A 20,846-nucleotide genomic window follows, 5' to 3' on the forward strand; every position below is an offset into this window, starting at 1 on the left:
CCGTCCCACCGGCAGGCGCCGAAGCGCTGTCCGGCCCCGGGCGGCGTTCCCTCGTCGCACAGATGGGCTGACCACATGACCGTGCCGCTGACCCGCACCCTCTACCGGACGACCGCACACGCCGACGGGGGCCGTACCGGATCGGTGGTCACCGACGACGGGCGCCTCGACGTCCGACTGGCCCCGCCGCGCAAGAAGGTGCCCGGTACCACCAACCCCGAGCAGTTGTTCGCGGCCGGGTTCGCCGCCTGTTTCACGTCTGCGCTGGCCGAGGTCGCTGCCGAGTTCGGGGCGGATGCATCGGCCGCGCGCGTCGCGTGCGAGGTACAGCTCGGTGCCACGGACACGCCCGCGGGCTATGGTCTCGCGGTCGGCCTCACGGTCTCCCTGCCGGGGTGGAAGGCGGCCGACCTGCTGCCCCTGCTCCACCGGGCGGACGCGGTCTGCCCCTACTCGCAGGCGGTCCGCGGGAACATCGAGCTCTCGCTGCTGGCCGTGGACGACACCGCCGCCGCCGATGCCTGAGCCGGCAGGCGCCCTCGGAGCCCTTCCGGCAGCGGGCGGGCCGGGCGTCCCGGTGCCCGAGCGGGGAGCGTGGCTGCGGCGCGGCATCAGCCGGAACGGCGGGCCCCTGGTGGAAGACCGCGAGGTGGTGTGGCTGCAGGCAGGTCCGTACTTCGCCGACAGCCGGGGCTTTGCCGGCACCACGTCCTTCGACGGCTCGCGCGTGCACTTCCATCACCTGAAGGGCGAGCCCGGCGAGGACACGGGCGCCTTCCGGTGGGAGGGTGCGAACCTCATCGAGTGGGGCACCAACACGGACGGCAGTACCTTCCTGGAGATCTGGACCCCACTGCCCGCCGACGACGGCGACACCGGCTCCTGGGCCGGTACGGGGTATCAGGTGGTGCGCGTCGGCCGGCATCTCGTACACGTCGATTCCCGTGCGGGTACGTACTGGCGGACGTGACCGGTCACGGCTGACGAAACCGGCCGCCCTCTGGTCCGGCGGGGCCGGTGGGGCCGGTGGAAGGACCGGTCGAGCATCCTGGTGAAACCGCTGAACCGACGGGGCTCTAGTCGTGGGGGACCACTGCGACAGGGCAAGGTGCGTGGTGGAGGGCCGCGTGGGCCACGGAGCCGGTCCGGGTGCCGACGGCGGAGTGGCGTACGCGGCGGCCGACGACGAGAAGTTCCGCGCCGGCGGCGGCAGAGAGCAACACCTCACCCGCGCTGCCCATCTCGACCTGCTCGGTGACCGGCACGTCCGGGAACTTCTGGCGCCACGGTTCCAGTGCCTGTTCCATGGCTGCCTTCTCGTACGGCTCCAGCCCGCCGAACCGCTCGGCGATCCACATCGAGCCGGGGCTGTAGGCGTACTCCGGCGGCAGGCTCCAGGCCCGTACCACGCGCAGGCTCGCGCCCCGGGCCGCTGCCGCCTCGAAGGCGAAGCCGAGGACCGCGCGGCTCTCGTCCACGCCGCCCTGCTGGCCGACGACGATCTCACCGGTCCGGGGCAGGCCGGCGTCGGCGGCGGTGCGGCGCACCGAGACCACCGGGCAGGGGGCTGCGGCGATGATCTGCTGCCCGTACGAACCCAGCAGGAAGCCGAGCAGCGCACCGTGGCCGCGCGTGCCGATCACCAGCATCCCGGCCTCCTCCGCGAGCCGCAGCAGCGCGGGAACCGCGGCGTCCGAGACCACGGACGCGGACACCGGAAGATCCGGATGCTGCGCGGTCACCGCCGTCTCGGCCCGGCGGAGGACCTCGTCGGCACGGTCGCTTTCGGTCTGCCGGTCGGGGATGTACGGGTGGGCGAGGGGCTGCCACAGCCAGGCGTGTACCAAGTGCAGGCGCGCGTGGCGGCGTACGGCCTCCTGTGCGGCCCAGTCGGATGCGGCGAGGCTCTCCGGGGATCCGTCGATTCCCACCACGATGGTTTCGGTCACTGGTCTGTCCTCCGTACTGCCCCAGGTCGGGGCGCGTGGTTCGAGCGGGGATCCGGCGTCGGAACGGGACACTGGCGCCGTCGGCCTTCAGCGTCGTCTTCGTCGCGGCGCCGCCAGAAGGGGCCGATGGTCCCTCGGCGAGGGCCCACACTCCCCTGCCGGCCGACTACCGACAGGAGCACCGTTGTGGCATCGGCTCAGTCGACGCACGCCTCGGTCTGCCGCACGAAGGAGCGGAGATGACGAAGTACCCGATCCCCGAGCTCGACGCCCACTGGCGCGCCGCGAACTACCTGGCCGTGGGCCAGATCTACCTGATGGACAACCCGTTGCTGGCCGAGCCGCTGCGGCCCGAGCACATCAAGCCCCGGCTGCTCGGGCACTGGGGCACCTCCCCCGGCCTCAACCTCGTGCACACCCACCTCAACCGGGTGGTGAGGGAGCAGGCCCAAGAGGCCCTGTGCATCTGGGGCCCGGGGCACGGCGGGCCCGCCGTGCTGGCGAACTCCTGGCTGGAGGGCTCGTACACCGAGACCTACCCGGACGTCAGCCGGGACGCCGAAGGGATGCGGAAGCTGTTCCGGCAGTTCTCGTTCCCCGGCGGGGTCCCCAGCCACGTGGCGCCCGAGACTCCGGGATCGATCCACGAGGGCGGCGAACTCGGCTACTCGCTCGCGCACGCCTACGGCGCCGCCTTCGACAACCCCGGCCTGCTCGTCGCGTGCGTCATCGGCGACGGCGAGGCCGAGACGGGACCGCTCGCGGCCTCATGGCATTCGAACAAGTTCCTCGACCCGGTCCGCGACGGCGCGGTCCTGCCGATCCTGCACCTCAACGGCTACAAGATCGCCAACCCCACCGTCCTGTCCCGGATCCCGCAAGCGGAGCTGGACGCCCTCCTGCGCGGCTACGGCCACGAACCGCTGCACGTCACCGGCAACGACCCCCGCAGTGTCCACCGGGCCATGGCCAAGGCAATGGACGAGGCCCTGGACCGCATCGCCGAGATCCGGCGCGAGACCCGTACCGCGAAGGGCGATTCGGGCCGCCGTCCGTGGCCGGTGATCGTCCTGCGGACCCCGAAGGGCTGGACCGGGCCGGCCAGGGTGGACGGTGACCCCGTCGAGGGCACCTGGCGAGCGCACCAGGTCCCGCTGGCCGCCGTACGGGAGAACCCCGAGCACCTGAGGATGCTGGAGCGGTGGCTGCGCTCGTACCGCCCGCAGGAACTCTTCGACTCCGAGGGGCGTCCCACAGCGCAGGTGTTGGCCTGCGTTCCGCCGGGCGGCCTGCGCCTCGGCGCAACAGCACACGCCAACGGTGGGCGGCTGCTGCGCCCACTCCCGCTACCGGACCTCGACGCCCACGCGGTCGCGGTGGACAAGCCCGGCAGTTCGCTCCACGAGCCCACCCGAGTCCTGGGGTCCTTCCTCGCCGACGTGATGAAGGCGACCGAGGAGAGGCGGGACTTCCGCGTCGTCGGACCCGACGAAACCGCCTCCAACCGGCTCGATGACCTCTTCGACGTCACGGGCAAAGCGTGGCAGGAGGCGACCGAGCCCGCCGACGTGCACCTGGCGCGCGGCGGCCGGGTGATGGAGATCCTCTCCGAGCACACCTGCCAGGGCTGGCTGGAGGGGTACCTGCTCACCGGCCGCCACGGACTCTTCTCCACGTACGAGGCCTTCGCGCACATCGTCGACTCGATGGTCGCGCAGCACGTCAAGTGGCTGAGGACGGCCCGTGCACTGCCGTGGCGGGCCCCCGTCGCCTCCCTCAACTACCTCCTGACCTCGCACGTCTGGCGCCAGGACCACAACGGCTTCTCCCACCAGGACCCCGGGTTCGTCGACCACGTCCTCAGCAAAAGTCCTGAGGTCGTGCGCGCTTACTTCCCGCCCGACGCGAACACCCTGCTCACGGTAGCCGACCACGTCCTGAGCAGCCGCGACCAGGTCAACGTGATCGTCGCGGGCAAGCAGCCGTGCTTCGACTGGCTGCCGATGGACGAGGCCCGGATCCACTGCGCCCGCGGCGCCGGCATCTGGGACTGGGCGGGGACGGACGACGGCACGCGTGAGCCCGACGTGGTGCTGGCCTGCGCGGGTGACGTTCCGACCCTGGAGGTGCTCGCCGCGGCGGCGCTGCTCCGCGAGCACCTGCCGTCGCTGGCCGTCCGGGTCGTCAACGTCGTCGACATCGCGCGGCTCATGCCGCGGGAGGAGCACCCGCACGGGATGACGGACGTCGAGTACGACGCCCTGTTCACCCGGGACACGCCCGTGATCTTCGCCTACCACGGCTACCCGTGGCTGATCCACCGGCTCGCCTATCGCCGGGCAGGGCACCCGCACCTGCACGTGCGCGGCTACAAGGAGTCGGGCACCACCACCACACCGTTCGACATGGTGGTACGCAACGACCTGGACCGGTACCGGCTCGTCATGGACGTCATCGACCGTGTCCCCGGCCTGGCCGAACACTCCGGGGCCGTGCGCCAGACCATGGCCGACCAGCGGATCCGCCACCACGACTGGATCCGCGCCAACGGGAGCGACCTCCCGGAGATCGCGGACTGGTCCTGGCCGTACTGACGGCCCCGCGCAACAGCTCTCCGGGGTGAGCCGCTACCGGCCGGTCCGGCCGGGGCCATGCCTGCGCAGCGCCGCCAGACACCGTTCGTATTCCTCGTCGTCGATCTCTCCGAGAGCGAACCGTTCGGCGAGGAGCTGCTCGGCGGAGGGCGCTGCCGGATCCTGGCGGCCCACGGCGCCGCGTCCGGCTGTCTGCAGGACAAGGAACACGACCGCGATGATCAGCAGTATCAGGAAAATCGAGCTGAGGGACATGGCGAACCAGCCCCACCCACTCATTCCGTGACCGTTCCAGTACATGACTGCACCCGCTTCCGAACCGGGCCTGTCGTCGTGATCCGACGGCAGGATGCCTTCCGTCACCAGCGTCCGTCCGGAGCTCCGTCCGGACATGGGCCGTACGGTTCTGCGCCTGGGGCCGGTCGGCCCTCCTCGCCCCCGCGCATCGCGCACAGACTGGGAACGGACACGAAGGGAGGCCGCCATGCACGCCCGTCCGCCCACCCAGATCACCGCCCTGCCCCCGGAGTACCGTGCCCGCCTCATGGAGCACGCCCAGGAAGTCAACTTCGCCGAAGGCACCCGTCTGTTCAACGAGGGTGGTCTGGCCGACCGCTTCTGGATCGTGAAGTCCGGTGTCGTCGCGCTGGACCTGCACGTTCCCGGTCGGCAGGCCGCCGTGGTCGAGAGCCTCGGCTCCGGCGAACTGGTCGGCTGGTCGTGGATGATCAAACCGCACCAGTGGCACCTGGGCGCCGAGGCCATGACGCCCGTACGCGCCTACCAGTTCGACGCGGTTACCGTCCGGATGCTGATGGACGCCGACCCGGCCCTCGGCTCCGCCGTCGGGAACTGGGTGACCCAGGTCCTGGCACACCGCCTGCAGGCGGCACGGATACGCCTGCTCGACCTCTACGCCCCCCACGGCAGCGGAAGCACCGTCTGAACCCTGCACGCGACGCACCGCCCGAGGAGCCGATCATGCCCGCACCCCAGTACACCGTCAGCGACGTCATGTCACACACGGCGGTCGCCATCGGCCGCGAGGCCTCCTACAAGGAGATCGTCGAACTGATGCACGAGTGGAAGGTCAGCGCCCTGCCGGTACTGGAGGGCGAGGGCCGCGTGGTGGGTGTCGTCTCGGAAGCCGACCTCCTTGCCAAGGAGGAGTTCCGGCGGGACGACCCGAAGCTGCCCGAACAGCTCGACGAGGCCTCCAAGGCGGGCGCCCTCCTGGCCGGCGAACTCATGTCGAGCCCCGCCGTCACCGTCCACCCGGATGCCACGCTCGCCGAGGCCGCGCGCATCATGGCACGCAAGCGCGTCAAACGGCTGCCCGTCGTCAACAGCGTCGGCATGCTCGAAGGCGTCGTGAGCCGAAGCGACCTGCTCAAGGTGTTCCTGCGTCCCGACGAGGAGATCGAGGAAGAGATCCGCCAGCTTGTCCTCGGCGAGCTGCCACTGCCCGCCCACATCGAGTTCTCGGTGCTCGACGGCGTCGTCACCCTGCACGGTCCGCTCACGGACCGCGCCTTGGTGCCCTTGCTCGCCCGGGCGATCCGTGCGGTCGAGGGCGTCGTGAGCGTCCAGATGGCGCTGGAGGGTTCGGTCGGTACCAGCGCCTGACCGGCGCGACCGCTGCCCGTCACTCCGAGGCCGTTTCCCGGAGCAGTCCGCTACCGGCATGACGGACCCGTTCAATGGTGTCGGCCGACAGGTACAGGGCCCTCCCGTCGATGTCAGCCCCGTGGACGATGTGCAGCGGGCGGTCGCGGCGTGCCGCCTCCGCTGCCGCCCACAGCGCTGCCGCGCGCGCGTGATCGGACCCGTCGACACCGACGATGACCGAGCCGATGTCCGGGTACCGGATGGTCCCTTCCATGGTTCCTCCTCGCCGAGCCAGTCAGGGCAGGTACCACGCCGGCGCCGGGCTCCCCTCTCCCAGAGAGCCGCTCTCAAGGCCACGTTCGGGGCCAAAGGTCCTCACGGGGCTTCTCCCGACCTCGTCCGCCGGCCGGAGGTGCCCCGAACGGTCCCCACAGAGGACCGTTCGGCCCTCCTCACCGTGGCCGGACGCAGCGGAAAGTTGACTGCGAATCCCCAGACTGCGGGGCCGCCCCGGGCGGCGATAGATGGCAGGAGGTGCCTCCATGAAGCACATCAAGGTGGGAGACCTGATGACGGACGAGGTTGTCGCCGTGGTGTGGGCCACCTCCTTCAAGGATGTCGCGAAATTGCTCGCAGAGCACGACATCAGCGGACTGCCCGTGGTCGACGACGAGGACCGCGTCGTCGGCGTCGTCTCCGAGAGTGATCTCCTGCTCAGACAAGCAGCCCCCGTCGCCGCCGGATCCGCTGAATCCTCCGAGGGCTCCCCCGTCTCGGAAGTCACGGCGGGCGAGGTCATGTCCACGCCGGCGGTCACCATCCACGCGGAGGAGACCGCGGCCGACGCCGCACGCCTCATGACACGCCGCAGCGTGGAACGACTCCCCGTCGTGGACGAGGAGGAACGTCTCGTCGGCATCGTCACCCGGCGCGACCTGCTGCGGCTCTTCCTGCGCCCGGACGCCGAGATCCGGCGCCGCGTGATCGATGACGTACTCGGCGACATCCTGGGGGTGCGAGCCGACGCGATCGAGGTCCACGTCGTGGACGGGGTCGTCGCACTGTCCGGCGTGGTGGACAGGCAGAGCCAGGTGCCGGTCCTGATCCGTCTGGTCGAACAGCTCGAAGGAGTGGTGGCGGTCGCGTCCGGTGTCACCGGACGCATCGACGACTCGCTGCTCACCCCACCGGCCCGAACGGCTCAGAGCATGCCGTGGTGACCGGGCTCGTCCCTCAGCCCTCAGGCTCGAAGAACACCGATATCGATCCACCGCGCTGGAGGAACCATGAAGCACCTGCGCACCGTCGACGACGTCATGACGCATGCCGTCATCTCCGTCGACACCGGAGCCCAGTTCAAGGACATCGTGGAAAGCATGCGGCAATGGCGGATCAGCGCCCTGCCCGTGCTGTCCGGGGACGGACGGGTGGCGGGCGTGGTCTCCGAGGCCGACCTGCTGCTCAAGGCGCAGGGCATGGACGAGTCCCGCGCCGTCACTGCCGGCCGGCTGATGACCGTGCCCGCGGTGACCGTGGCCAAGGACGCCACCATCGCCGGCGCCGCCCGCCTCATGGCCCGCGGCCACCTCAAGCGACTGCCCGTCGTCGACAACGACGGCCGCCTCGTCGGTGTCGTCAGCCGGGGCGATCTGCTCAAGATCTACCTCCGCCCGGACGAGGACATCGGAGCCGAACTGCGCGAGCTGCTGATGGCGCACCTCATCCCGGCCGGATCGGCCGAAGTGCACGTCCATGTGGCCAACGGGATCGTCTACCTCCACGGCACCGTTCCCGACCCCGCCGTTCAGGACATGCTGGTGCGCGTCGCGCGCACGGTGCCGGGAGTCGTCGACGTGACAGCGCAGCTGGACGTCGAAGTGTCCGCATGAGGAGGACGCGATGAGGCATCGCAGCGTCGCGGACATGGTGACGCCCACCGCCGTCACCGTGCCCCGGTCGAGCCTCGTCCCCATCGTCCTGCGGCTGTGCCAGAGCGTCGACGGAGTGGTGGACGTGGTCAATCGGCTCACGTTCGAACGGGACGACATGTCGGTCGACGTGCAAGAAGCCACAGGACGGTAGGAGTGGACCGTGAGACACCGAGAAGTAGGCGAGCTGATGACCCGCGAGGTCGTGACGGTACCGGGCAACGCGACGTTCAAGGACGTCGTCCGCACCCTCACCGAGCACCAGGTGTCGGCCGTCGCCGTCGTCGACAGTGCGGGACATCCCCTCGGAGTGGTGTCGGAGAGAGACCTCCTGCCGAAGACGGCCGGCCAAGGGGACTTCCTCCGCTCCCTGCCCGCGCCCGAGGCCCTGGAGCGCGAGAAGGCGGAGGGCACACGGGCCGAGGAGCTCATGTCGGCTCCCGCCGTGTGCGCCGGGCCGGACTGGACCGCCGCCGAAGCGGCCCGGCTCATGGAGGCACAGGGCGTCAAACGGCTGCTGGTCGTCGACGCGGCGGACAAGTTGGTGGGGATCGTCAGCCGGCGTGATCTGCTGAAGATCTTCCTGCGCGACGACGACACCATCCGCCACGAGATCAGCGCCGACGTACTCGGCGACACCCTGCACCAGGACCCCGGCGCCATCACCGTCGAAGTGGCCGACGGCCGGGTCGAACTGCACGGCTCGGTGCAGTTCAAGAGCCTGATCCCGGTGATCGAAAGGCTGTGCCGCACCGTCGACGGAGTGATCGAGGTGACACAGCACCTCGGATACGCGGTCGACGACGGCGTACCCGTCCACTGACACCAGCCGTTCTCGCCGTCGAACCCCCGCATTCCCGAGGAGCCGCCATGGACCACCACGTCACCGTCGGCCTGGACGGATCCCCCGAAAGCGCCGCAGCCGCGCACTGGGCGGCGCGCGAGGCCCAGCTGCGCAACGCGGAGTTGTGCCTCGTCCACGCCGAGGAATGGTCGGTGCCGGTCGGCGTTCCTGCAGCGGCCTCCGACGTACGGCGCGGATGGGCCGAAGCCCTCCTTCGGGAGTCGGCCGACGCCCTGCGCCACATCGATCCGGATCTGGGCATCACCACGGAATCGATCGACGGCCCGCCGGCGGCCTCGCTGGCCACCGCCGCGGCCACCGCCGACCTGCTCGTTCTGGGGTCCCGCGGGCTCGGCAGCCTGACCGGCTTCGTTCTCGGCTCAGTCGGGATGGCCGTGCTGCACTCCACCGAACGGCCCGTCGTGCTCGTACGCCGCGGGGAAGACGCATTGCCTCACCCGACCGGCGAGCACGCCCGACGCGATGTGGTCGTCGGCGTCGACATCAGCCGACCGTGCGACGCCGTGCTCGCCTTCGCGTTCGAGGAGGCGGCGCGCCGGTCCTGCCGGCTGCACGTCCTGCACGTCTGGCCGCCCCCGCCGCTGGTCGGGTACGGAGCGGTCTACGATCCCCGCATCCATGCCCAGATCAACGAGAACATGACGGCTGACATGGCCAAAGCTCTGAGGCCTTGGCAGGACAAATATCCCGCCGTCGACGTGACCGCCCGCGCCCCCATGGGACACGCCGCGCAGAAGCTCCTCGGCTCCGGCGCCGAGGCCGGCCTGATCGTCGTCGGTCGCCGGATCCGCCGCTCGTCGTTCGGCGCCCACATCGGCTCGACCACACACGCCGTGATCCACCACGCCACTTCGCCGGTCGCTGTCATCGCCCACGACTGAGCAGGGGTCCTCCCCTCTCGGTCAGCGAGCGGCGCAGGCGGTTTCGACGAGTGGCCCAAGTGTCTCCGGGCAACGGGCCCGGCCCGGCGACCTTCGGGCGGGTAGGGGCCTCAGTCATCGCCCGCCTCCCGGCCTGGGCGCAGTCGGCCGGACCAGCCCGGTTCGACGCGTTCCCAGTCGCGCTCCCACTGGGCGAGGTTGCGTGCTTCGACGCGGCGGAGCCGCAGGAGGACGACGCCTGCGGCCGCGAGCGTGATCAGGCCCGCACTGGCGGCTCCGGCCGCGACGGCGTCCGACGCCGATTCGGTCCCACCACGGGGAGCCGAGGCTGCCTCGCCGGTGTCATCAATCCACAGCGGGACGGTGTGCCCCACGGGTGTCCCCACCGGAACGGCGAGGGTTGCCGTGTGGTGGGAAGCGGGAGGAAACTGCCACTGGGCCCGGCCCCGGATCCGTTCCGGATCGCGGAAGTCTCCGCCCTTGTCCGCCCGGGCCTTGGCCCGGGCGATGGATCCCGGCGTGCCCGACGTGACACTGCAACCTGTGGGGTACCGCTTTCGGTGTCCGCCTTCATGCTCCCGCGGAGGAGGGTGCATCCGCATGGGTCTCATGGGGCCATGCGAGGACTGGTCGGCCCTCTCCGACTGCCGGCCCTAGCCCGGAGGCAGACGGAACCAACGCTGCTTCCCCGGAGCCACGCTCGCCCTACGGCCGCCCGGCAGTACGAGGTGTACGGGGCCGAACGGCGCAGCGGGCACAGTGATCCCGAACCGGCCCGGCATGAATCGGACGCGGATACCCCGATGACCGCGGTAGCAGAAGGTGAAGGTCGAACGGGGTACGTCACCGAGCGGAACGGGGTCCACGCGAAGTCCGTCCGCGCAGGCCTCCACCCCGACGACGACGCGCTCGACCAGGTCGAGGGTGCCGCCCATGGCGCCCAGGTGGATGCCCTCGCCGGTCGTGCCGCCCTGGATGTCGGTGACGTCGCTCAGCAGGGCCTCCTGGCAGAGCGGCCAGGCGTCCTCTCCCTTCTGCCGGGCGAGGACCCAGCCGTGCACCAGGCTGCTGAGCGTCGAGCCGTGACTGGTTCGTGCGAGGTGGTGGGCGACGGTCGCACGCCAGGTGTCGTCGTCGAGGGGGTAACCGAGCCGGGCGAAGATCTCGTACAGCTCGGCAGGCCGGAAGAGGTAGCCGAGCATGAGGGTGTCGGCCTGTTTGGATGCCTGGTAGCGGTTGACCGTGTCGCCCTCGGCTTCGAGGATGCGGTCGAGGCGGCGGATGTCGTGATAGCGGGCGCGGTAGGCGTCCCAGTCGAGTTCGGCCAGGTCCCCGTAGCCTTCGAACTGGCTGATGACTCCGCGGTGGAAGGGCACGTACAGCCGACGTGAGATCTCCTGCCACCGGTCGAGGTCATCGATGTCGAGGCCCAGCTCCGTGGTCAGTTCGCTGCGCCGGGCGGCCGGCAATTCTTCGTACAGGTCGAGGGCGCGGGCGAGCACCCAGGCAGCGGTGACGTTGGTGTAGGCGTTGTCGTCGATCCCGGGTGTGGCAGCGCCCGGGTAGGCGTCGTGGTATTCGTCGGGGCCCAGGATGCCCCGGATCCGGTAGCGCCGTAGTCCGGGGTCGTACGCGGCGGCACTGGTCCAGTAGTGGGCGATGTGCAGCAGGAGTTCGGCGCCGGGCCCGTGCATGAACCCGGTGTCGCCCGTGGTCCGGCCGTAGCGCCAGACGTTCCAGGCTATGGCCGATCCGACGTGGCGCTGCAGGTGCGAGTGGTCGGGCAGCCATCGGCCGGAGCGGGGGTTGAGGTGCAGCGTCTGCGTCTCCTCGCAGCCGGAACTCCCGCTCTGCCATGGGAACATGGCACCCGCGAAGCCCGCCCGGCGCGCAGCGTGGCGCGCCGGTGGCAGTCGGCGGTACCGGTACATGAGCAGGGAGCGCGCGACCTCCGGAAAGTGCAGGGTGACGTACGGCAGGACGAAGAGCTCGTCCCAGAAGACGTGCCCCCGGTAGGCCTCCCCGTGCAATCCCCGAGCCGGCACGCCCACGTCGAGCTCGGTGGTGAACGGGGAGAGCGTCTGGAGGAGATGGAAGGCGTGCAGGCGCAGGATGCGCCCCGTCTCTCCGGGAACTTCCAACTCCCCATCGGTCCAGAGGCGTTCCCAAGCTGCCCGATGCGTGGTGAGCAGTGCGGGGAAACGCGGTGCTCGCGAGGCATGGTCGACGGCTCCTTGCAGGGGTTCTGCCGTGGGCCGGTCCAGCGACGTCCGCAGGGCGGCAGTCTTCACCACCGCGACGGGTCTTCCTCGGCGGATCGGCAGCCTGAGTGTCCGGACGGCCGACGTGCCGGTGCAGGACACCGCCACGGAGCCGAGGGGCCGTGAGGAGACACGTACGGCGAGTCCGATCCGGATCCGGGACGAGGTGGTCGTACAGCCCAGCCATGCGACGCCTTCCGGCTCGACACCGACGTGGTGGTCGGTGAGATGGCGGCCGGCGAGATCGCGGTAGCGCTCGACACCGGTATTCGCAATGTCTCCGTCGAGGACGGATTCGACCACGAGGGTGCCGCTCCAGCCGTGAGCGTGGAACACGGTGCGCTGCGCGGCCAGGTACGGGTCGCCCATGTGAACGAGCCGCGTGTGCGTGACGGCCAGCCGACGGCCGTGCGCGTCCTGGAAGAGCATGCGGCGCGTGAGAATGCCGCGGCGCAGGTCGAGGGAGACCCTGCAGTGGCGCAGGGTGGGGTCGTCGGGTGTCAGCCAGTCGCCCGGCGGTCCGCCCTCCGGGAGACAGCGATAGCGCAACGCCGTCCAGTCGGGAAGCCGGACCATGTCCTCGTTGGTGACCTGTGCGCCTCCCACGGTCGAGACGAGACGGTTGTAGCAGCCTGCGAGGTAGGTCCCCGGGGAGTGGACCGCGTCGGCCACGGTCTCGGGTGCCGATCCCCGCGTGGCGAACCGTCCGTTGCCGAGGGTGCACAAGCTCTCGACGAGCCGTTCCGTCTTGGGGTCGTACCTGCCGAACTCCCAGGCCCACGGGGTTGTCATGGTGTGTGCCCGCGGAGTACGGCGGGCAGTGCGCCGAGGTCGGACACCACGAGGTCCGCCCCTCCCGCACGCAGGGATGCGGCCGTGCGCGCATCGGGCGACCGGTCGATGCCGACGACCAGGCCGAAACTCCCCCGGCTCCCCGCCTCGACCCCGGCGATCGCGTCCTCTACGACCGCCGTGTCCCCGGGTACGGTACCCAGCCGTGCAGCCGCCTCCAGGAAAAGCGCGGGATCGGGCTTGCCGGCCAGGCCGAGCCTCGCCGCGTCCTCACCGTCCACCAGCTCCTCGAAGAGACCCGCCAGGGCGGCGGACTCCAGCAGTGCGCGGGCGTGCCGGGACGCGGACACCGCCGCACACCGCACGCCTCGGGCCTTCAACTCATCGAGGGCCGGGCGGACATCGGCGAACGCCTCGACAGCCCGGGAGGTGAGGTTCTTGGTGAAGATCTGCTCCTTGCGCGCGGCGACCGCCCAGACCGTGCCGCAGCCCGGCGCATTCCCGCGCTCGCCTGGTGGCAGTTCGATCCCCCGGGCGCTCAGGAAGGCACGGGCCCCGTCGTAGCGCGGCTTTCCGTCGACCAGTTCCCGGTACTCACGACCGGCGTCGAAGGGCCGCTGTGTCGTGCCGCCGGCAGCCCACGCGTCGAGGCAGCCGTCGAAGGCGGCCTTCCAAGCCGCCGCGTGGAACACCGCGGAATCGAGCAGGACCCCGTCGGTGTCGAAGACGACGGCCCGGATCGGCTTCACCGATGCACCACGCTACGGCCGGTGATCCGGGCAGGGGTGAGCGACATCCAGTGCGTGCGGTGGCCGCCCGCCCAGGGCAGGGAGCGCGCGATGGCGTCCAGCCTCTGCAGGGCCCCGCCGTCGGTGACACCGACGAGTTCGCCGACGGCCATCACGCTCCAGCCTTGCTTCATCGCGTCGTCGATGTGGTCGACCTCGAAGGCCACCTCGGTGCCGGCGGCACGGGCGAGCAGCGCTTCACCGGAGGTCCGGAAGGCGATGTCGTTCCCGGCGACGACGTAGTTGACCGGGAGGATCGCGGGGCCTTCCGGGGTGAAGATCGCGACGCGGCCGATGCCGTGCGTCGAGAGCAGCCGACGGCATTCCGTCTCGCTGAGCGCGACGAGTTCGGAGTCCAGCCAGGCGGTGCCCCGGCCGGGCGGTTGCTCGGTGGTGGCGCCGGTCAGTTCGGCGACGGTGGTTCCGAGCGCGTCGGCAAGGCGTACGAGTGAGCCGGCGCTGGGGTTGGCGGCCCGCTCTTCCAGGTAGGCGATGTACGAGGCGTCCGTCCCGCAGCGGTCGCCCACCTGTGCGCGGGTGAGCCCGAGTTCTGTGCGCCGGGCGGCGATGCGCCGCCCCAGGTCCGTGTGTCCGATTTCCTGCGTGGGCTTCGGTGCCGTTCCGGCCATGACGTTCACTTCCCCGAGGTCTGCGTGCTCACGGCGTCGTGCTGTGGGCCGCCCAGCGCCACCTTGAGGGCACCTGTCACGGCCGCGCGGGAGAAGACGTCGTACGCCTCCTCCATCTGCCCGATCTCGAATCGGTGGGTGATCAGCGAGGCGGCGGGGAGCCGGCCGGCGGCCGTCATCTTCAGCAGCATCGGCGTCGAGTGGGTGTCGACGAGCCCGGTGGTGAGGGTGACGTCCTTGATCCAGAGGTCTTCGAGGTGGAGGACGGCCGGTTTGCCGTGGACGCCGATGTTGGCAACGTGCCCGCCGGGACGGACCATGCGCGTGCACATCTCGAAGGCTTCGGGCACGCCGACCGCCTCCATGACGACGTCGGCGCCGAGCCCGTCGGTCAGGTCCTCGACGAGCCGCTCGGGCTCCTCGTCCGCGGACGCCGTCGCATCCGCGCCGAGGGAGCGGGCTGCGGCCAGCCGGGACTCGTCGAGGTCGACGGCGATGATCCGGCCGGGGCTGTAGAGCTGTGCGGTGACGATGGCGGCAAGACCGATGGGGCCGGCACCGACCACGGCGACCGTGTCGCCGGGCTGGACCTTGCCGTTCAGGACGCCCACCTCGTAGGAGGTGGGGAAGATGTCCGCGAGCAGTACGGCGTCATAGTTGTCGACGGCGCTGGGCAGCAGGTGTACGGACAGGTCCGCGAAGGGCACGCGGACGTACTCGGCCTGCGTGCCGTCGATGGTGTGGCCCAGGACCCAGCCGCCACCTCCGCGGCACTGCCCGTAGTGGCCTTCCCGGCAGAACGGGCAGCGGCCGCAGGAGGAGATACAGGAGATCAGCACCCTGTCGCCGGGCCGGACGCTGCGGACGTCACCACCGGTCTCGACGACGGTGCCGACCGCTTCGTGGCCCAGGATCCGCCCGGGGGTCACCTCGGGCACGTCGCCCTTGATGATGTGCAGGTCGGTACCGCAGATGGTGACAGTGTCGACGCGGACCACCGCGTCGGCGGCGTCCTTGATGCCCGGGTCCGGAACGTCCTGCCAGGAGGTCTGTCCCGGGCCGTGGAAGACGAGTGCCTTCATGACGTCGCCCTCCCTTCCCGTCTCGTCAGGTATCGGTCACGGCCAGCCTGGCCTCGCTGAGGCCGGCGCGCATGGGCCGGATGGTCCCCCACCGCGGCCGGTCGGCCCGTGCCGAGTGCCGTGCCGGATCGGCACGGCCTCCGCGGCCCCCTCTGACCGGCGCGCACACCGACCGCCTCGCCGAGATCGACCGGGGCTCCTTCTCGCCGACCCGGCCGACGTCCATACCGCGGGGCCCGTCTTCAGCGTCGTACCGGCACCAGGACGGGCTCTGCGTGACCGCCGTCCCGCCACCGTACGCAGCGCGGGCAGCCACCTCGGTCAGGGCGGGCGACGCACGGCCCGGGGCCGGGCCCCTGCGCTCCACGCTCGCCGAGCACACCGACCACGGCGGATGACCCCGTCAGCATGCCTCGGCGGGAGGTCACTCGACGGGCACGTCCGGCCGGATGATCGTCACCGGACAAGGAGCGTGCAGCGCCACCTGGACACTCACCGAGCCGAGCAGGGCCCTGCGGAAGCCCCCGCGGCCGCGGCTGCCCACGACCAGCATGTCGGCGCCCTCGGCCGCATCCACGAGGACCTCGGTCGCATTCCCACGCACCAGGCGCTGGTGCACCAGGGAGCCGCCCTCCTCGCCGAGGACCGAGCGAACCTCCTCGACCAGACTCCGCTCGGCTTCTTCCTCGTCGAATTCGGTGTCCACAGGCGGGGCCGACCACGCCGCTGCGCCGGGCAGGTCCCACGCCGCGACTGCCTCCACTCGCCCGCCCACGAGGCCTGCGTAACGGACCGCCCAGCGCAGCGCGGCCCGGGAAGAGGACGAACCGTCGACTCCCACCACAATCCTCGGAGCCCCATCCTGCCTGTCCATCGCGTTCACCTTCCGACGCCTGTACATCCACAGTGTCCGAACCCCGCACACACCGCCACGCGAGGCGGTCGGACCCCTGGCAGGCGTCGAGCCGTCACCGGCGGGCCGCGCGCACGGGCCGGACGGCGCCCACGTCCGGGCCGGTCGGCCCCTGCGGTATGCACCGCCAGGCCCTCCCGGAGCCCCGGTCGCGGCGTGAGGCTGAGGAGTAAGGGCCGGAGGCACCATGAGCGGTTCCGGATCATCGAGAACGGCACGGTCGAGTTCGACATGTTCGCCGCGCACGGCAGCGGCCGGCTGCTCGCCCACGCACGTACGCACGCTGAGGACCCTGCCATGACCTCCACCCCCTACACCGTCAACGACGTGATGACCAAGAGGGTCATCGCCGTCGAACCCGCAGCGACGTTCAAGGAGGTCGTCACCGCCCTGGAGCGGTGGAAGGTCACTGCCTTGCCTGTCATCGAAGGCGAGGGCCGAGTCGTCGGCGTCGTGTCCGAGGCCGACCTCCTCCCCAAGGAGGAGTTCCACGCACACCGCCCCGGCCTGATCGAACAGATGCGTCATCTCGGCGAAACCGCCAAGGCGGAATCCACCCGCGCCGAGGACCTGATGACGACCCCCGCCGTCACTGTCCGCCCCGACACCACACTCCCCCAGGCCGCCCGGATCATGGCCGACCGGCACATCAAACGGCTGCCCGTCGTCGACGGGGACGGCACCCTGAAAGGCATCGTCAGCCGAACGGACCTCCTCAAGGTCTTCCTGCGCCCCGACGAAGAACTCGCCGACGACATCCGACGCGAGGTCGTGGACCCCCTGTTCCCCGTCTCCCACAGTCGCGTCAAGGTCGCGGTTACCCAGGGTGTCGCCACCCTGACCGGGCAGGTGCGGGACGGAGATCTGATCCCCGTCGCAGCACGTCTCGCCCAGGCCGTCGAAGGCGTCGTCGACGTGCGCTGTCAGCTCACGACCGCAGCCGCCGCCTGAGTCCGTCAGCCCGGATGCGGCTTCCTGCTCTCCGACGCCTGCCCGTTCTGGACGGCCCCGTGTGGTGGGCATGCTGACGGTGGACGGTCGCGAGTGGCACCAGGTTGCCCCGCAGCCGATCGAACGCTTTAATGAATGAACGAGCATTTATTAATTGAGAGGAGCCGTGGTGGCAGGACGCCCCCGAGGGGTCGAGGATGCGGTGATCTTGCGTGCTGCGGCCGATGTGATCGGCCGGGTGGGTCCTGTGGGGCTGACTCTGGCTGTCGTGGCTCGTGAGGTGGGATTGGTGCCCGGCACGCTCGTGCAGAGGTTCGGGTCCAAGCGCGGGCTGCTTCTGGCACTCGCCGAGCAGTCCGCGAGAAACGCGGACGCGTTGCCCGGGCGAGTGCGGAAGGAGCACGAATCGCCACTGGAGGCGCTTGCGGCGCTGATCGTGGAGCAGATGGCTTCGATGGCCACGCCCGAGACCTTCGCCAACCACCTGGCGTTCTTGTGCATCGATCTCACGGATCCGCAATTCCGCCGGCATGCCCTGGCCATCCACCAGGCCCAGCGCCGCGCCATCGAGGCACTGCTCACTGAGTCCCTGTCCGAAGGCGAGCTCCGTGCCGGGACGGACGTCGCGGCCCTGGCCGGGTCCGTGCAGGCGATCACCTCCGGTGCGGGCCTGATATGGGCCCTCGACCGCCAAGGCACCCTCGTACAGCGGCTCCGGCAGGAACTCGACAACGTGTTGTCCCCTCACTTCCCACGCCGCCACGGCCACGACCTGGAGGAATCATGACGAACGGCGCACGGCCGCTGGCCGGGAAGGTGGCCCTGGTCGCCGGCGGCACCCGAGGCGGCGGGCGCGGCATTGCCGTCGAGCTCGGGGCCGCCGGCGCGACGGTGTACGTCACCGGCCGCAGCAGCACTGCCGGACGTTCCCGCCTGGACCGCCCGGAAACCATCGAGGAGACCGCCGAGAAGATCACCGCCGTCGGTGGCCTCGGCATCCCAGTCCGCACCGACCACAGCCGTCCGGACGAGGTCCGTGTCCTGGTCGACCGGATCGCGGCCGACCAGGACGGGCAGCTCGACATCCTGGTCAACTCCGTATGGGGTGGAGATCCGCTGACCGACTGGGAGCATCCGCTGTGGGAGCAGGACCTTGATACCGGCCTGCGGCTGATACGGCAGGCGGTGGAGACCCATGTGATCACCAGCCGGTTCACGCTCCCGCTGATGGTCGCCCGCGGCAGCGGTCTGGTCGTGGAGGTCACCGACGGCAACACCGCCCGCTATCGGGGCTCGTTCTTCTACGACCTCGCCAAGTCGGCGGTGATCCGTCTCGCCGTCGGCCAGGCCGCCGAACTGAAGGCACACGGCATCGCGGCCGTGGCGATCACACCCGGCTTCCTGCGTTCGGAGGCCATGCTGGACAACTTCGGCGTCACCGAGGCCAACTGGCGGGACGGCGCGTCCAAGGACCCGGACTTCGCCTGCTCCGAAACCCCGGCCTACCTGGGGCGGGCGGTTGCGGCGCTGGCCGCCGACCCCGGCATCATGGCCAAGACCGGGCGGGCATTGGCCACCTGGGGCCTGTACAAGGAGTACGGGTTCACCGATGCCGACGGCACGCAACCGGACTGGTCGGCTCATTGGACCAGTGCCCTGGAAGAGGAGTACGGGCCGCTCGGAGACCCGCTGTGACACCGCGGTGCCGATCCGGCAGGTCCAACAGCGGCTCGGCACCGGCGAGCGCGGCAACCGTGATCGACGCTCCACCGCCGTCACACCGCACTCTTCGGCCTGCCGACACCTGTCGCACCAGTGGCTCGGCCGGGCAAACGCCGGGCCGAGCCACCGTACTCAGGCAAGTCGGGCAGTGATGTCCGCCAGCAGCTCGGCCTCGAACGGCGCCAGGTAGAAGTGGCCGCCCGGGAACGGGCGGTACTCGAAGCTGCCGGGGCCGCTCAGTTCGGACCAGGCGCGCACCCCGTCCGGTGGGCAGTGGGGGTCGCTCTCTCCTGCGTACGCGGTGATGGGCGAGCGCAGGGGTCTCGGCTGCCGGGGGCGGTAGGTCTCGACGAGCCGGTAGTCGGCGCGCAGCGCCGGGAGGATCAGCTCTCGGAGCTCCGGGTCGTCGTAGACGTCCGGCCCGGGGCCGCCCAGCTGCCGGACCGCCGCGATCAGTGCCTCGTCATCGCCGGTGTGCAGGTCGGTGCCCGCTGCGCGGTGCGGAGCCACACGACCGGAGACCAGCAGACGGGCGGGGGCGAGGCCGCGGGCGTCGAGCCGCAGGGCGACCTCGTAGGCCACCGCCGAACCCATGCTGTGGCCGAACAGCGCCAGCGGCAGGTCGAGGTACGGTTCCAGAGCGGTGTGGATCTCGTCCGCGAGGGTTGGCAGGTCCTGGGCGAAGGGCTCCAGCAGCCGGCTCTGCCGCCCCGGGTAGCGGACCGCCAGGACCTCGACATCGGCGGGCAGCAGTGCGGGCCAGCTCTGGAAGAGTTGGGCGGAGCCGCCGGCGTGCGGGAAGCAGACCAGGCGGAGCCTCGGCTGCCGGGCGCGCCGGTGGACCCGGAACCAGGCGTTCAGGTCGCTCGCTGTGGCCACGTACTGCACCGGCTACCACCGGCCGTGCAGCTGCGAGGAGTTGAGCTTGGAGCTGAGCGCCGACAGGAACACCGGGAGCCTGTCCACGGCGGTCCTGGGCACGGGGGTGGTCTGCACCGTGTCGCGCCTCATGTCCTGCACGACGAGCTTGTAGGTTCCGCCTTCCTCGATGAGTTCGGCGGTGTAGAGCAGTCTCTCCATCGGAGGTCCTTCGGTTTTCCGTCGTCGGTCGGCTTCGGGAGCGGGCCTAGGCACCGTTCAGCCACGTGGTCCAGGCCTGCGCGGCATGCTGTTCGTCCGTGTCCTTGGCGAACAAGTGGTGGCCCAGCCAGATCGGCCAGTTCCAGGAGCTGCCGTCGAAGAACCGGTACAGCGTGTCCGGTCCGCGCAGGCCGACGAAGTCGTGGGCGAGGTAGTCCACGACCACGTCCACCGGGCTGCCGTTCCGGTCGGGCAGGTCGAGCGACAGCCGATCTCCGGGAGCGGTGTCGCCGGACAGGCCGAGCCGTCGGCGCAGGGCGGCGAAATCGCCCGGGTCGGTGGTCGTTTCGGGCCGGTCGGCCTTGACGTACACGGCGGGACGGTCGGCAAAGTGCGTCAGGTACTGGGCCAGGCTGTGCTGGTAGAAGTCGACGTGCTTCTCGGCGGCGTCCGCCCTGGTGTCCCAGCCGTCGTCGACGACGCCCTCGTGGACCCAGTGGATTCCCATGCTCAGGCGGGACGTTCCGCCCTCGCCCTGCTCGATGCGGTAGCTGAGCGTGTTGGAGAACCCGTCGTCCCTGGCCACCCGGCACGCGAAGCGGTGCGGCGGCTCCCATTCGACGACGGTGCCCCCGCCGCGGGAGACCGCCCCGCCGACACGCGGCTCGATCTCCATCGTGTACAGCCAGCCCAGGTTGCCGGCGCCGGTGGCGACCGCGTTCCACACCTGGTCGGGGGCGGCGGGCAGGTCCTGCTCCCGGCGTACCCGGAACTCCCGTGCCATGGTCAGATCTCCTTCACAG

General features: G+C 70.6%; 25 protein-coding genes. 13 read left to right on the forward strand and 12 right to left on the reverse strand.

The features are described 5' to 3' along the window. Positions 1–75 precede the first annotated feature (75 nt). Both ABTY04_RS09875 and ABTY04_RS09880 read left to right on the forward strand, forming a co-directional pair. Positions 76–525, forward strand: coding sequence for an Ohr family peroxiredoxin (locus ABTY04_RS09875; RefSeq protein ID WP_352212832.1), 450 nt, complete (start codon positions 76–78; stop codon positions 523–525). Further along, entirely contained in the window at positions 518–970 is a 453-nt protein-coding gene (locus ABTY04_RS09880) for a hypothetical protein (RefSeq protein ID WP_352212833.1), read from the forward strand. The genes ABTY04_RS09875 and ABTY04_RS09880 overlap by 8 nt, the downstream gene beginning before the upstream one ends. Before the next feature lie 106 nt (positions 971–1,076). On the opposite strand, the gene ABTY04_RS09885 is transcribed toward ABTY04_RS09880, so the two are convergent. Continuing rightward, entirely contained in the window at positions 1,077–1,949 is an 873-nt protein-coding gene (locus tag ABTY04_RS09885; RefSeq protein WP_352212834.1) for a universal stress protein, read from the reverse strand. A gap of 239 nt (positions 1,950–2,188) precedes the next feature. Between ABTY04_RS09885 and ABTY04_RS09890 the strand changes: the two genes are divergently transcribed. Further along, a complete protein-coding gene (locus tag ABTY04_RS09890; RefSeq protein ID WP_352212835.1) occupies positions 2,189–4,543 on the forward strand; it encodes a phosphoketolase family protein in 2,355 nt (784 codons plus the stop codon). Positions 4,544–4,576: 33 nt separating this feature from the next. Here the strand turns inward: ABTY04_RS09890 and ABTY04_RS09895 are convergent, their stop codons facing one another. After that, positions 4,577–4,906, reverse strand: a complete 330-nt coding sequence (locus tag ABTY04_RS09895) for an SHOCT domain-containing protein (protein ID WP_352212836.1) — start codon at positions 4,904–4,906, stop codon at positions 4,577–4,579. Between the two features lie 121 nt (positions 4,907–5,027). On the opposite strand from ABTY04_RS09895, the gene ABTY04_RS09900 reads away from it, so the two are divergent. Further along, on the forward strand, positions 5,028–5,489 hold the full coding sequence (locus tag ABTY04_RS09900) for a Crp/Fnr family transcriptional regulator (protein ID WP_352212837.1): 462 nt from the start codon (positions 5,028–5,030) through the stop codon (positions 5,487–5,489). Between the two features lie 35 nt (positions 5,490–5,524). Further along, entirely contained in the window at positions 5,525–6,169 is a 645-nt protein-coding gene (locus tag ABTY04_RS09905) for a CBS domain-containing protein (RefSeq protein WP_352212838.1), read from the forward strand. A 19-nt stretch (positions 6,170–6,188) separates the two neighbouring features. Here the strand turns inward: ABTY04_RS09905 and ABTY04_RS09910 are convergent, their stop codons facing one another. Continuing rightward, positions 6,189–6,425, reverse strand: coding sequence for a universal stress protein (locus tag ABTY04_RS09910; protein ID WP_352212839.1), 237 nt, complete (start codon positions 6,423–6,425; stop codon positions 6,189–6,191). A 268-nt stretch (positions 6,426–6,693) separates the two neighbouring features. Here ABTY04_RS09910 and ABTY04_RS09915 point away from each other — a divergent pair, with 268 nt between their 5' ends. The 5 genes from ABTY04_RS09915 (at position 6,694) to ABTY04_RS09935 (ending at position 9,825) form a co-directional block, all read left to right on the forward strand. Next, positions 6,694–7,371 (forward strand): CBS domain-containing protein, encoded by a 678-nt coding sequence (locus ABTY04_RS09915; RefSeq protein ID WP_352212840.1) that lies wholly within the window; start codon positions 6,694–6,696, stop codon positions 7,369–7,371. 66 nt (positions 7,372–7,437) lie between these two features. After that, on the forward strand, positions 7,438–8,040 hold the full coding sequence (locus tag ABTY04_RS09920) for a CBS domain-containing protein (RefSeq protein ID WP_352212841.1): 603 nt from the start codon (positions 7,438–7,440) through the stop codon (positions 8,038–8,040). A 10-nt stretch (positions 8,041–8,050) separates the two neighbouring features. Then, positions 8,051–8,233 carry a hypothetical protein gene (locus ABTY04_RS09925; RefSeq protein WP_352212842.1) on the forward strand — a complete coding sequence of 61 codons (183 nt, stop codon included), beginning with the start codon at positions 8,051–8,053 and terminating at the stop codon, positions 8,231–8,233. A 9-nt stretch (positions 8,234–8,242) separates the two neighbouring features. After that, complete coding sequence (locus tag ABTY04_RS09930; RefSeq protein ID WP_352212843.1) at positions 8,243–8,902, forward strand: CBS domain-containing protein; 660 nt, start codon at positions 8,243–8,245, stop codon at positions 8,900–8,902. 47 nt (positions 8,903–8,949) lie between these two features. Next, positions 8,950–9,825, forward strand: coding sequence for a universal stress protein (locus ABTY04_RS09935; RefSeq protein ID WP_352212844.1), 876 nt, complete (start codon positions 8,950–8,952; stop codon positions 9,823–9,825). 110 nt (positions 9,826–9,935) lie between these two features. Here the strand turns inward: ABTY04_RS09935 and ABTY04_RS41115 are convergent, their stop codons facing one another. The 6 genes from ABTY04_RS41115 to ABTY04_RS09965 all read right to left on the reverse strand — a co-directional run bounded on the left by ABTY04_RS41115 (position 9,936) and on the right by ABTY04_RS09965 (position 16,251). Then, on the reverse strand, positions 9,936–10,436 hold the full coding sequence (locus ABTY04_RS41115; RefSeq protein ID WP_502996599.1) for a hypothetical protein: 501 nt from the start codon (positions 10,434–10,436) through the stop codon (positions 9,936–9,938). Positions 10,437–10,478: 42 nt separating this feature from the next. After that, positions 10,479–12,878, reverse strand: a complete 2,400-nt coding sequence (locus ABTY04_RS09945) for a glycoside hydrolase family 65 protein (RefSeq protein ID WP_352212846.1) — start codon at positions 12,876–12,878, stop codon at positions 10,479–10,481. After that, positions 12,875–13,627, reverse strand: a complete 753-nt coding sequence (locus tag ABTY04_RS09950; RefSeq protein WP_352212847.1) for an HAD family hydrolase — start codon at positions 13,625–13,627, stop codon at positions 12,875–12,877. The genes ABTY04_RS09945 and ABTY04_RS09950 overlap by 4 nt, the downstream gene beginning before the upstream one ends. Beyond that, the gene (locus tag ABTY04_RS09955; protein ID WP_352212848.1) at positions 13,624–14,295 is read right to left on the reverse strand and encodes a helix-turn-helix domain-containing protein; all 672 of its coding nucleotides are present in this window, start codon (positions 14,293–14,295) and stop codon (positions 13,624–13,626) included. Before ABTY04_RS09955 ends, ABTY04_RS09950 begins: the two co-directional genes overlap by 4 nt. A 5-nt stretch (positions 14,296–14,300) precedes the next feature. Continuing rightward, a complete protein-coding gene (locus ABTY04_RS09960) occupies positions 14,301–15,377 on the reverse strand; it encodes a zinc-dependent alcohol dehydrogenase family protein (protein ID WP_352212849.1) in 1,077 nt (358 codons plus the stop codon). Between the two features lie 424 nt (positions 15,378–15,801). Then, positions 15,802–16,251: a universal stress protein gene (locus ABTY04_RS09965; protein ID WP_352212850.1), complete on the reverse strand. Its 450-nt coding sequence runs from the start codon at positions 16,249–16,251 to the stop codon at positions 15,802–15,804. Positions 16,252–16,587: 336 nt separating this feature from the next. Here ABTY04_RS09965 and ABTY04_RS09970 point away from each other — a divergent pair, with 336 nt between their 5' ends. From ABTY04_RS09970 to ABTY04_RS09980, 3 genes are all read left to right on the forward strand, one after another. Further along, positions 16,588–17,241, forward strand: coding sequence for a CBS domain-containing protein (locus ABTY04_RS09970; RefSeq protein ID WP_352212872.1), 654 nt, complete (start codon positions 16,588–16,590; stop codon positions 17,239–17,241). 169 nt (positions 17,242–17,410) lie between these two features. Beyond that, positions 17,411–18,028 (forward strand): TetR/AcrR family transcriptional regulator, encoded by a 618-nt coding sequence (locus ABTY04_RS09975; protein WP_352212851.1) that lies wholly within the window; start codon positions 17,411–17,413, stop codon positions 18,026–18,028. Next, positions 18,025–18,936, forward strand: coding sequence for an SDR family oxidoreductase (locus ABTY04_RS09980; protein ID WP_352212852.1), 912 nt, complete (start codon positions 18,025–18,027; stop codon positions 18,934–18,936). Before ABTY04_RS09975 ends, ABTY04_RS09980 begins: the two co-directional genes overlap by 4 nt. A gap of 159 nt (positions 18,937–19,095) precedes the next feature. On the opposite strand, the gene ABTY04_RS09985 is transcribed toward ABTY04_RS09980, so the two are convergent. The 3 genes from ABTY04_RS09985 to ABTY04_RS09995 are packed head-to-tail and all read right to left on the reverse strand — an operon-like array spanning position 19,096 to position 20,827. Continuing rightward, entirely contained in the window at positions 19,096–19,842 is a 747-nt protein-coding gene (locus tag ABTY04_RS09985) for a thioesterase II family protein (protein ID WP_352212853.1), read from the reverse strand. A gap of 12 nt (positions 19,843–19,854) precedes the next feature. Then, a complete protein-coding gene (locus tag ABTY04_RS09990; RefSeq protein WP_352212854.1) occupies positions 19,855–20,043 on the reverse strand; it encodes a hypothetical protein in 189 nt (62 codons plus the stop codon). 46 nt (positions 20,044–20,089) lie between these two features. Continuing rightward, positions 20,090–20,827 (reverse strand): SRPBCC family protein, encoded by a 738-nt coding sequence (locus ABTY04_RS09995; protein ID WP_352212855.1) that lies wholly within the window; start codon positions 20,825–20,827, stop codon positions 20,090–20,092. Positions 20,828–20,846: the final 19 nt, after the last annotated feature.

The organism is Streptomyces sp. NPDC097981 (assembly GCF_040302565.1).
GTDB lineage: Bacteria > Actinomycetota > Actinomycetes > Streptomycetales > Streptomycetaceae > Streptomyces.

What these genes read in the sequence shown, in the direction of transcription:
- ABTY04_RS09960 (WP_352212849.1), bottom strand. Translation starts at nt 15,377, where the DNA reads ATGAAGGCACTCGTCTTCCACGGCCCGGGACAGACCTCCTGGCAGGAC.
- ABTY04_RS09990 (WP_352212854.1), bottom strand. Translation starts at nt 20,043, where the DNA reads ATGGAGAGACTGCTCTACACCGCCGAACTCATCGAGGAAGGCGGAACC.
- ABTY04_RS09945 (WP_352212846.1), bottom strand. Translation starts at nt 12,878, where the DNA reads ATGACAACCCCGTGGGCCTGGGAGTTCGGCAGGTACGACCCCAAGACG.
- ABTY04_RS09980 (WP_352212852.1), top strand. Translation starts at nt 18,025, where the DNA reads ATGACGAACGGCGCACGGCCGCTGGCCGGGAAGGTGGCCCTGGTCGCC.
- ABTY04_RS09915 (WP_352212840.1), top strand. Translation starts at nt 6,694, where the DNA reads ATGAAGCACATCAAGGTGGGAGACCTGATGACGGACGAGGTTGTCGCC.
- ABTY04_RS09955 (WP_352212848.1), bottom strand. Translation starts at nt 14,295, where the DNA reads ATGGCCGGAACGGCACCGAAGCCCACGCAGGAAATCGGACACACGGAC.
- ABTY04_RS09890 (WP_352212835.1), top strand. Translation starts at nt 2,189, where the DNA reads ATGACGAAGTACCCGATCCCCGAGCTCGACGCCCACTGGCGCGCCGCG.
- ABTY04_RS41115 (WP_502996599.1), bottom strand. Translation starts at nt 10,436, where the DNA reads ATGAGACCCATGCGGATGCACCCTCCTCCGCGGGAGCATGAAGGCGGA.
- ABTY04_RS09900 (WP_352212837.1), top strand. Translation starts at nt 5,028, where the DNA reads ATGCACGCCCGTCCGCCCACCCAGATCACCGCCCTGCCCCCGGAGTAC.
- ABTY04_RS09995 (WP_352212855.1), bottom strand. Translation starts at nt 20,827, where the DNA reads ATGGCACGGGAGTTCCGGGTACGCCGGGAGCAGGACCTGCCCGCCGCC.
- ABTY04_RS09965 (WP_352212850.1), bottom strand. Translation starts at nt 16,251, where the DNA reads ATGGACAGGCAGGATGGGGCTCCGAGGATTGTGGTGGGAGTCGACGGT.
- ABTY04_RS09875 (WP_352212832.1), top strand. Translation starts at nt 76, where the DNA reads ATGACCGTGCCGCTGACCCGCACCCTCTACCGGACGACCGCACACGCC.
- ABTY04_RS09905 (WP_352212838.1), top strand. Translation starts at nt 5,525, where the DNA reads ATGCCCGCACCCCAGTACACCGTCAGCGACGTCATGTCACACACGGCG.
- ABTY04_RS09880 (WP_352212833.1), top strand. Translation starts at nt 518, where the DNA reads ATGCCTGAGCCGGCAGGCGCCCTCGGAGCCCTTCCGGCAGCGGGCGGG.
- ABTY04_RS09920 (WP_352212841.1), top strand. Translation starts at nt 7,438, where the DNA reads ATGAAGCACCTGCGCACCGTCGACGACGTCATGACGCATGCCGTCATC.
- ABTY04_RS09970 (WP_352212872.1), top strand. Translation starts at nt 16,588, where the DNA reads ATGACCTCCACCCCCTACACCGTCAACGACGTGATGACCAAGAGGGTC.
- ABTY04_RS09925 (WP_352212842.1), top strand. Translation starts at nt 8,051, where the DNA reads ATGAGGCATCGCAGCGTCGCGGACATGGTGACGCCCACCGCCGTCACC.
- ABTY04_RS09910 (WP_352212839.1), bottom strand. Translation starts at nt 6,425, where the DNA reads ATGGAAGGGACCATCCGGTACCCGGACATCGGCTCGGTCATCGTCGGT.
- ABTY04_RS09935 (WP_352212844.1), top strand. Translation starts at nt 8,950, where the DNA reads ATGGACCACCACGTCACCGTCGGCCTGGACGGATCCCCCGAAAGCGCC.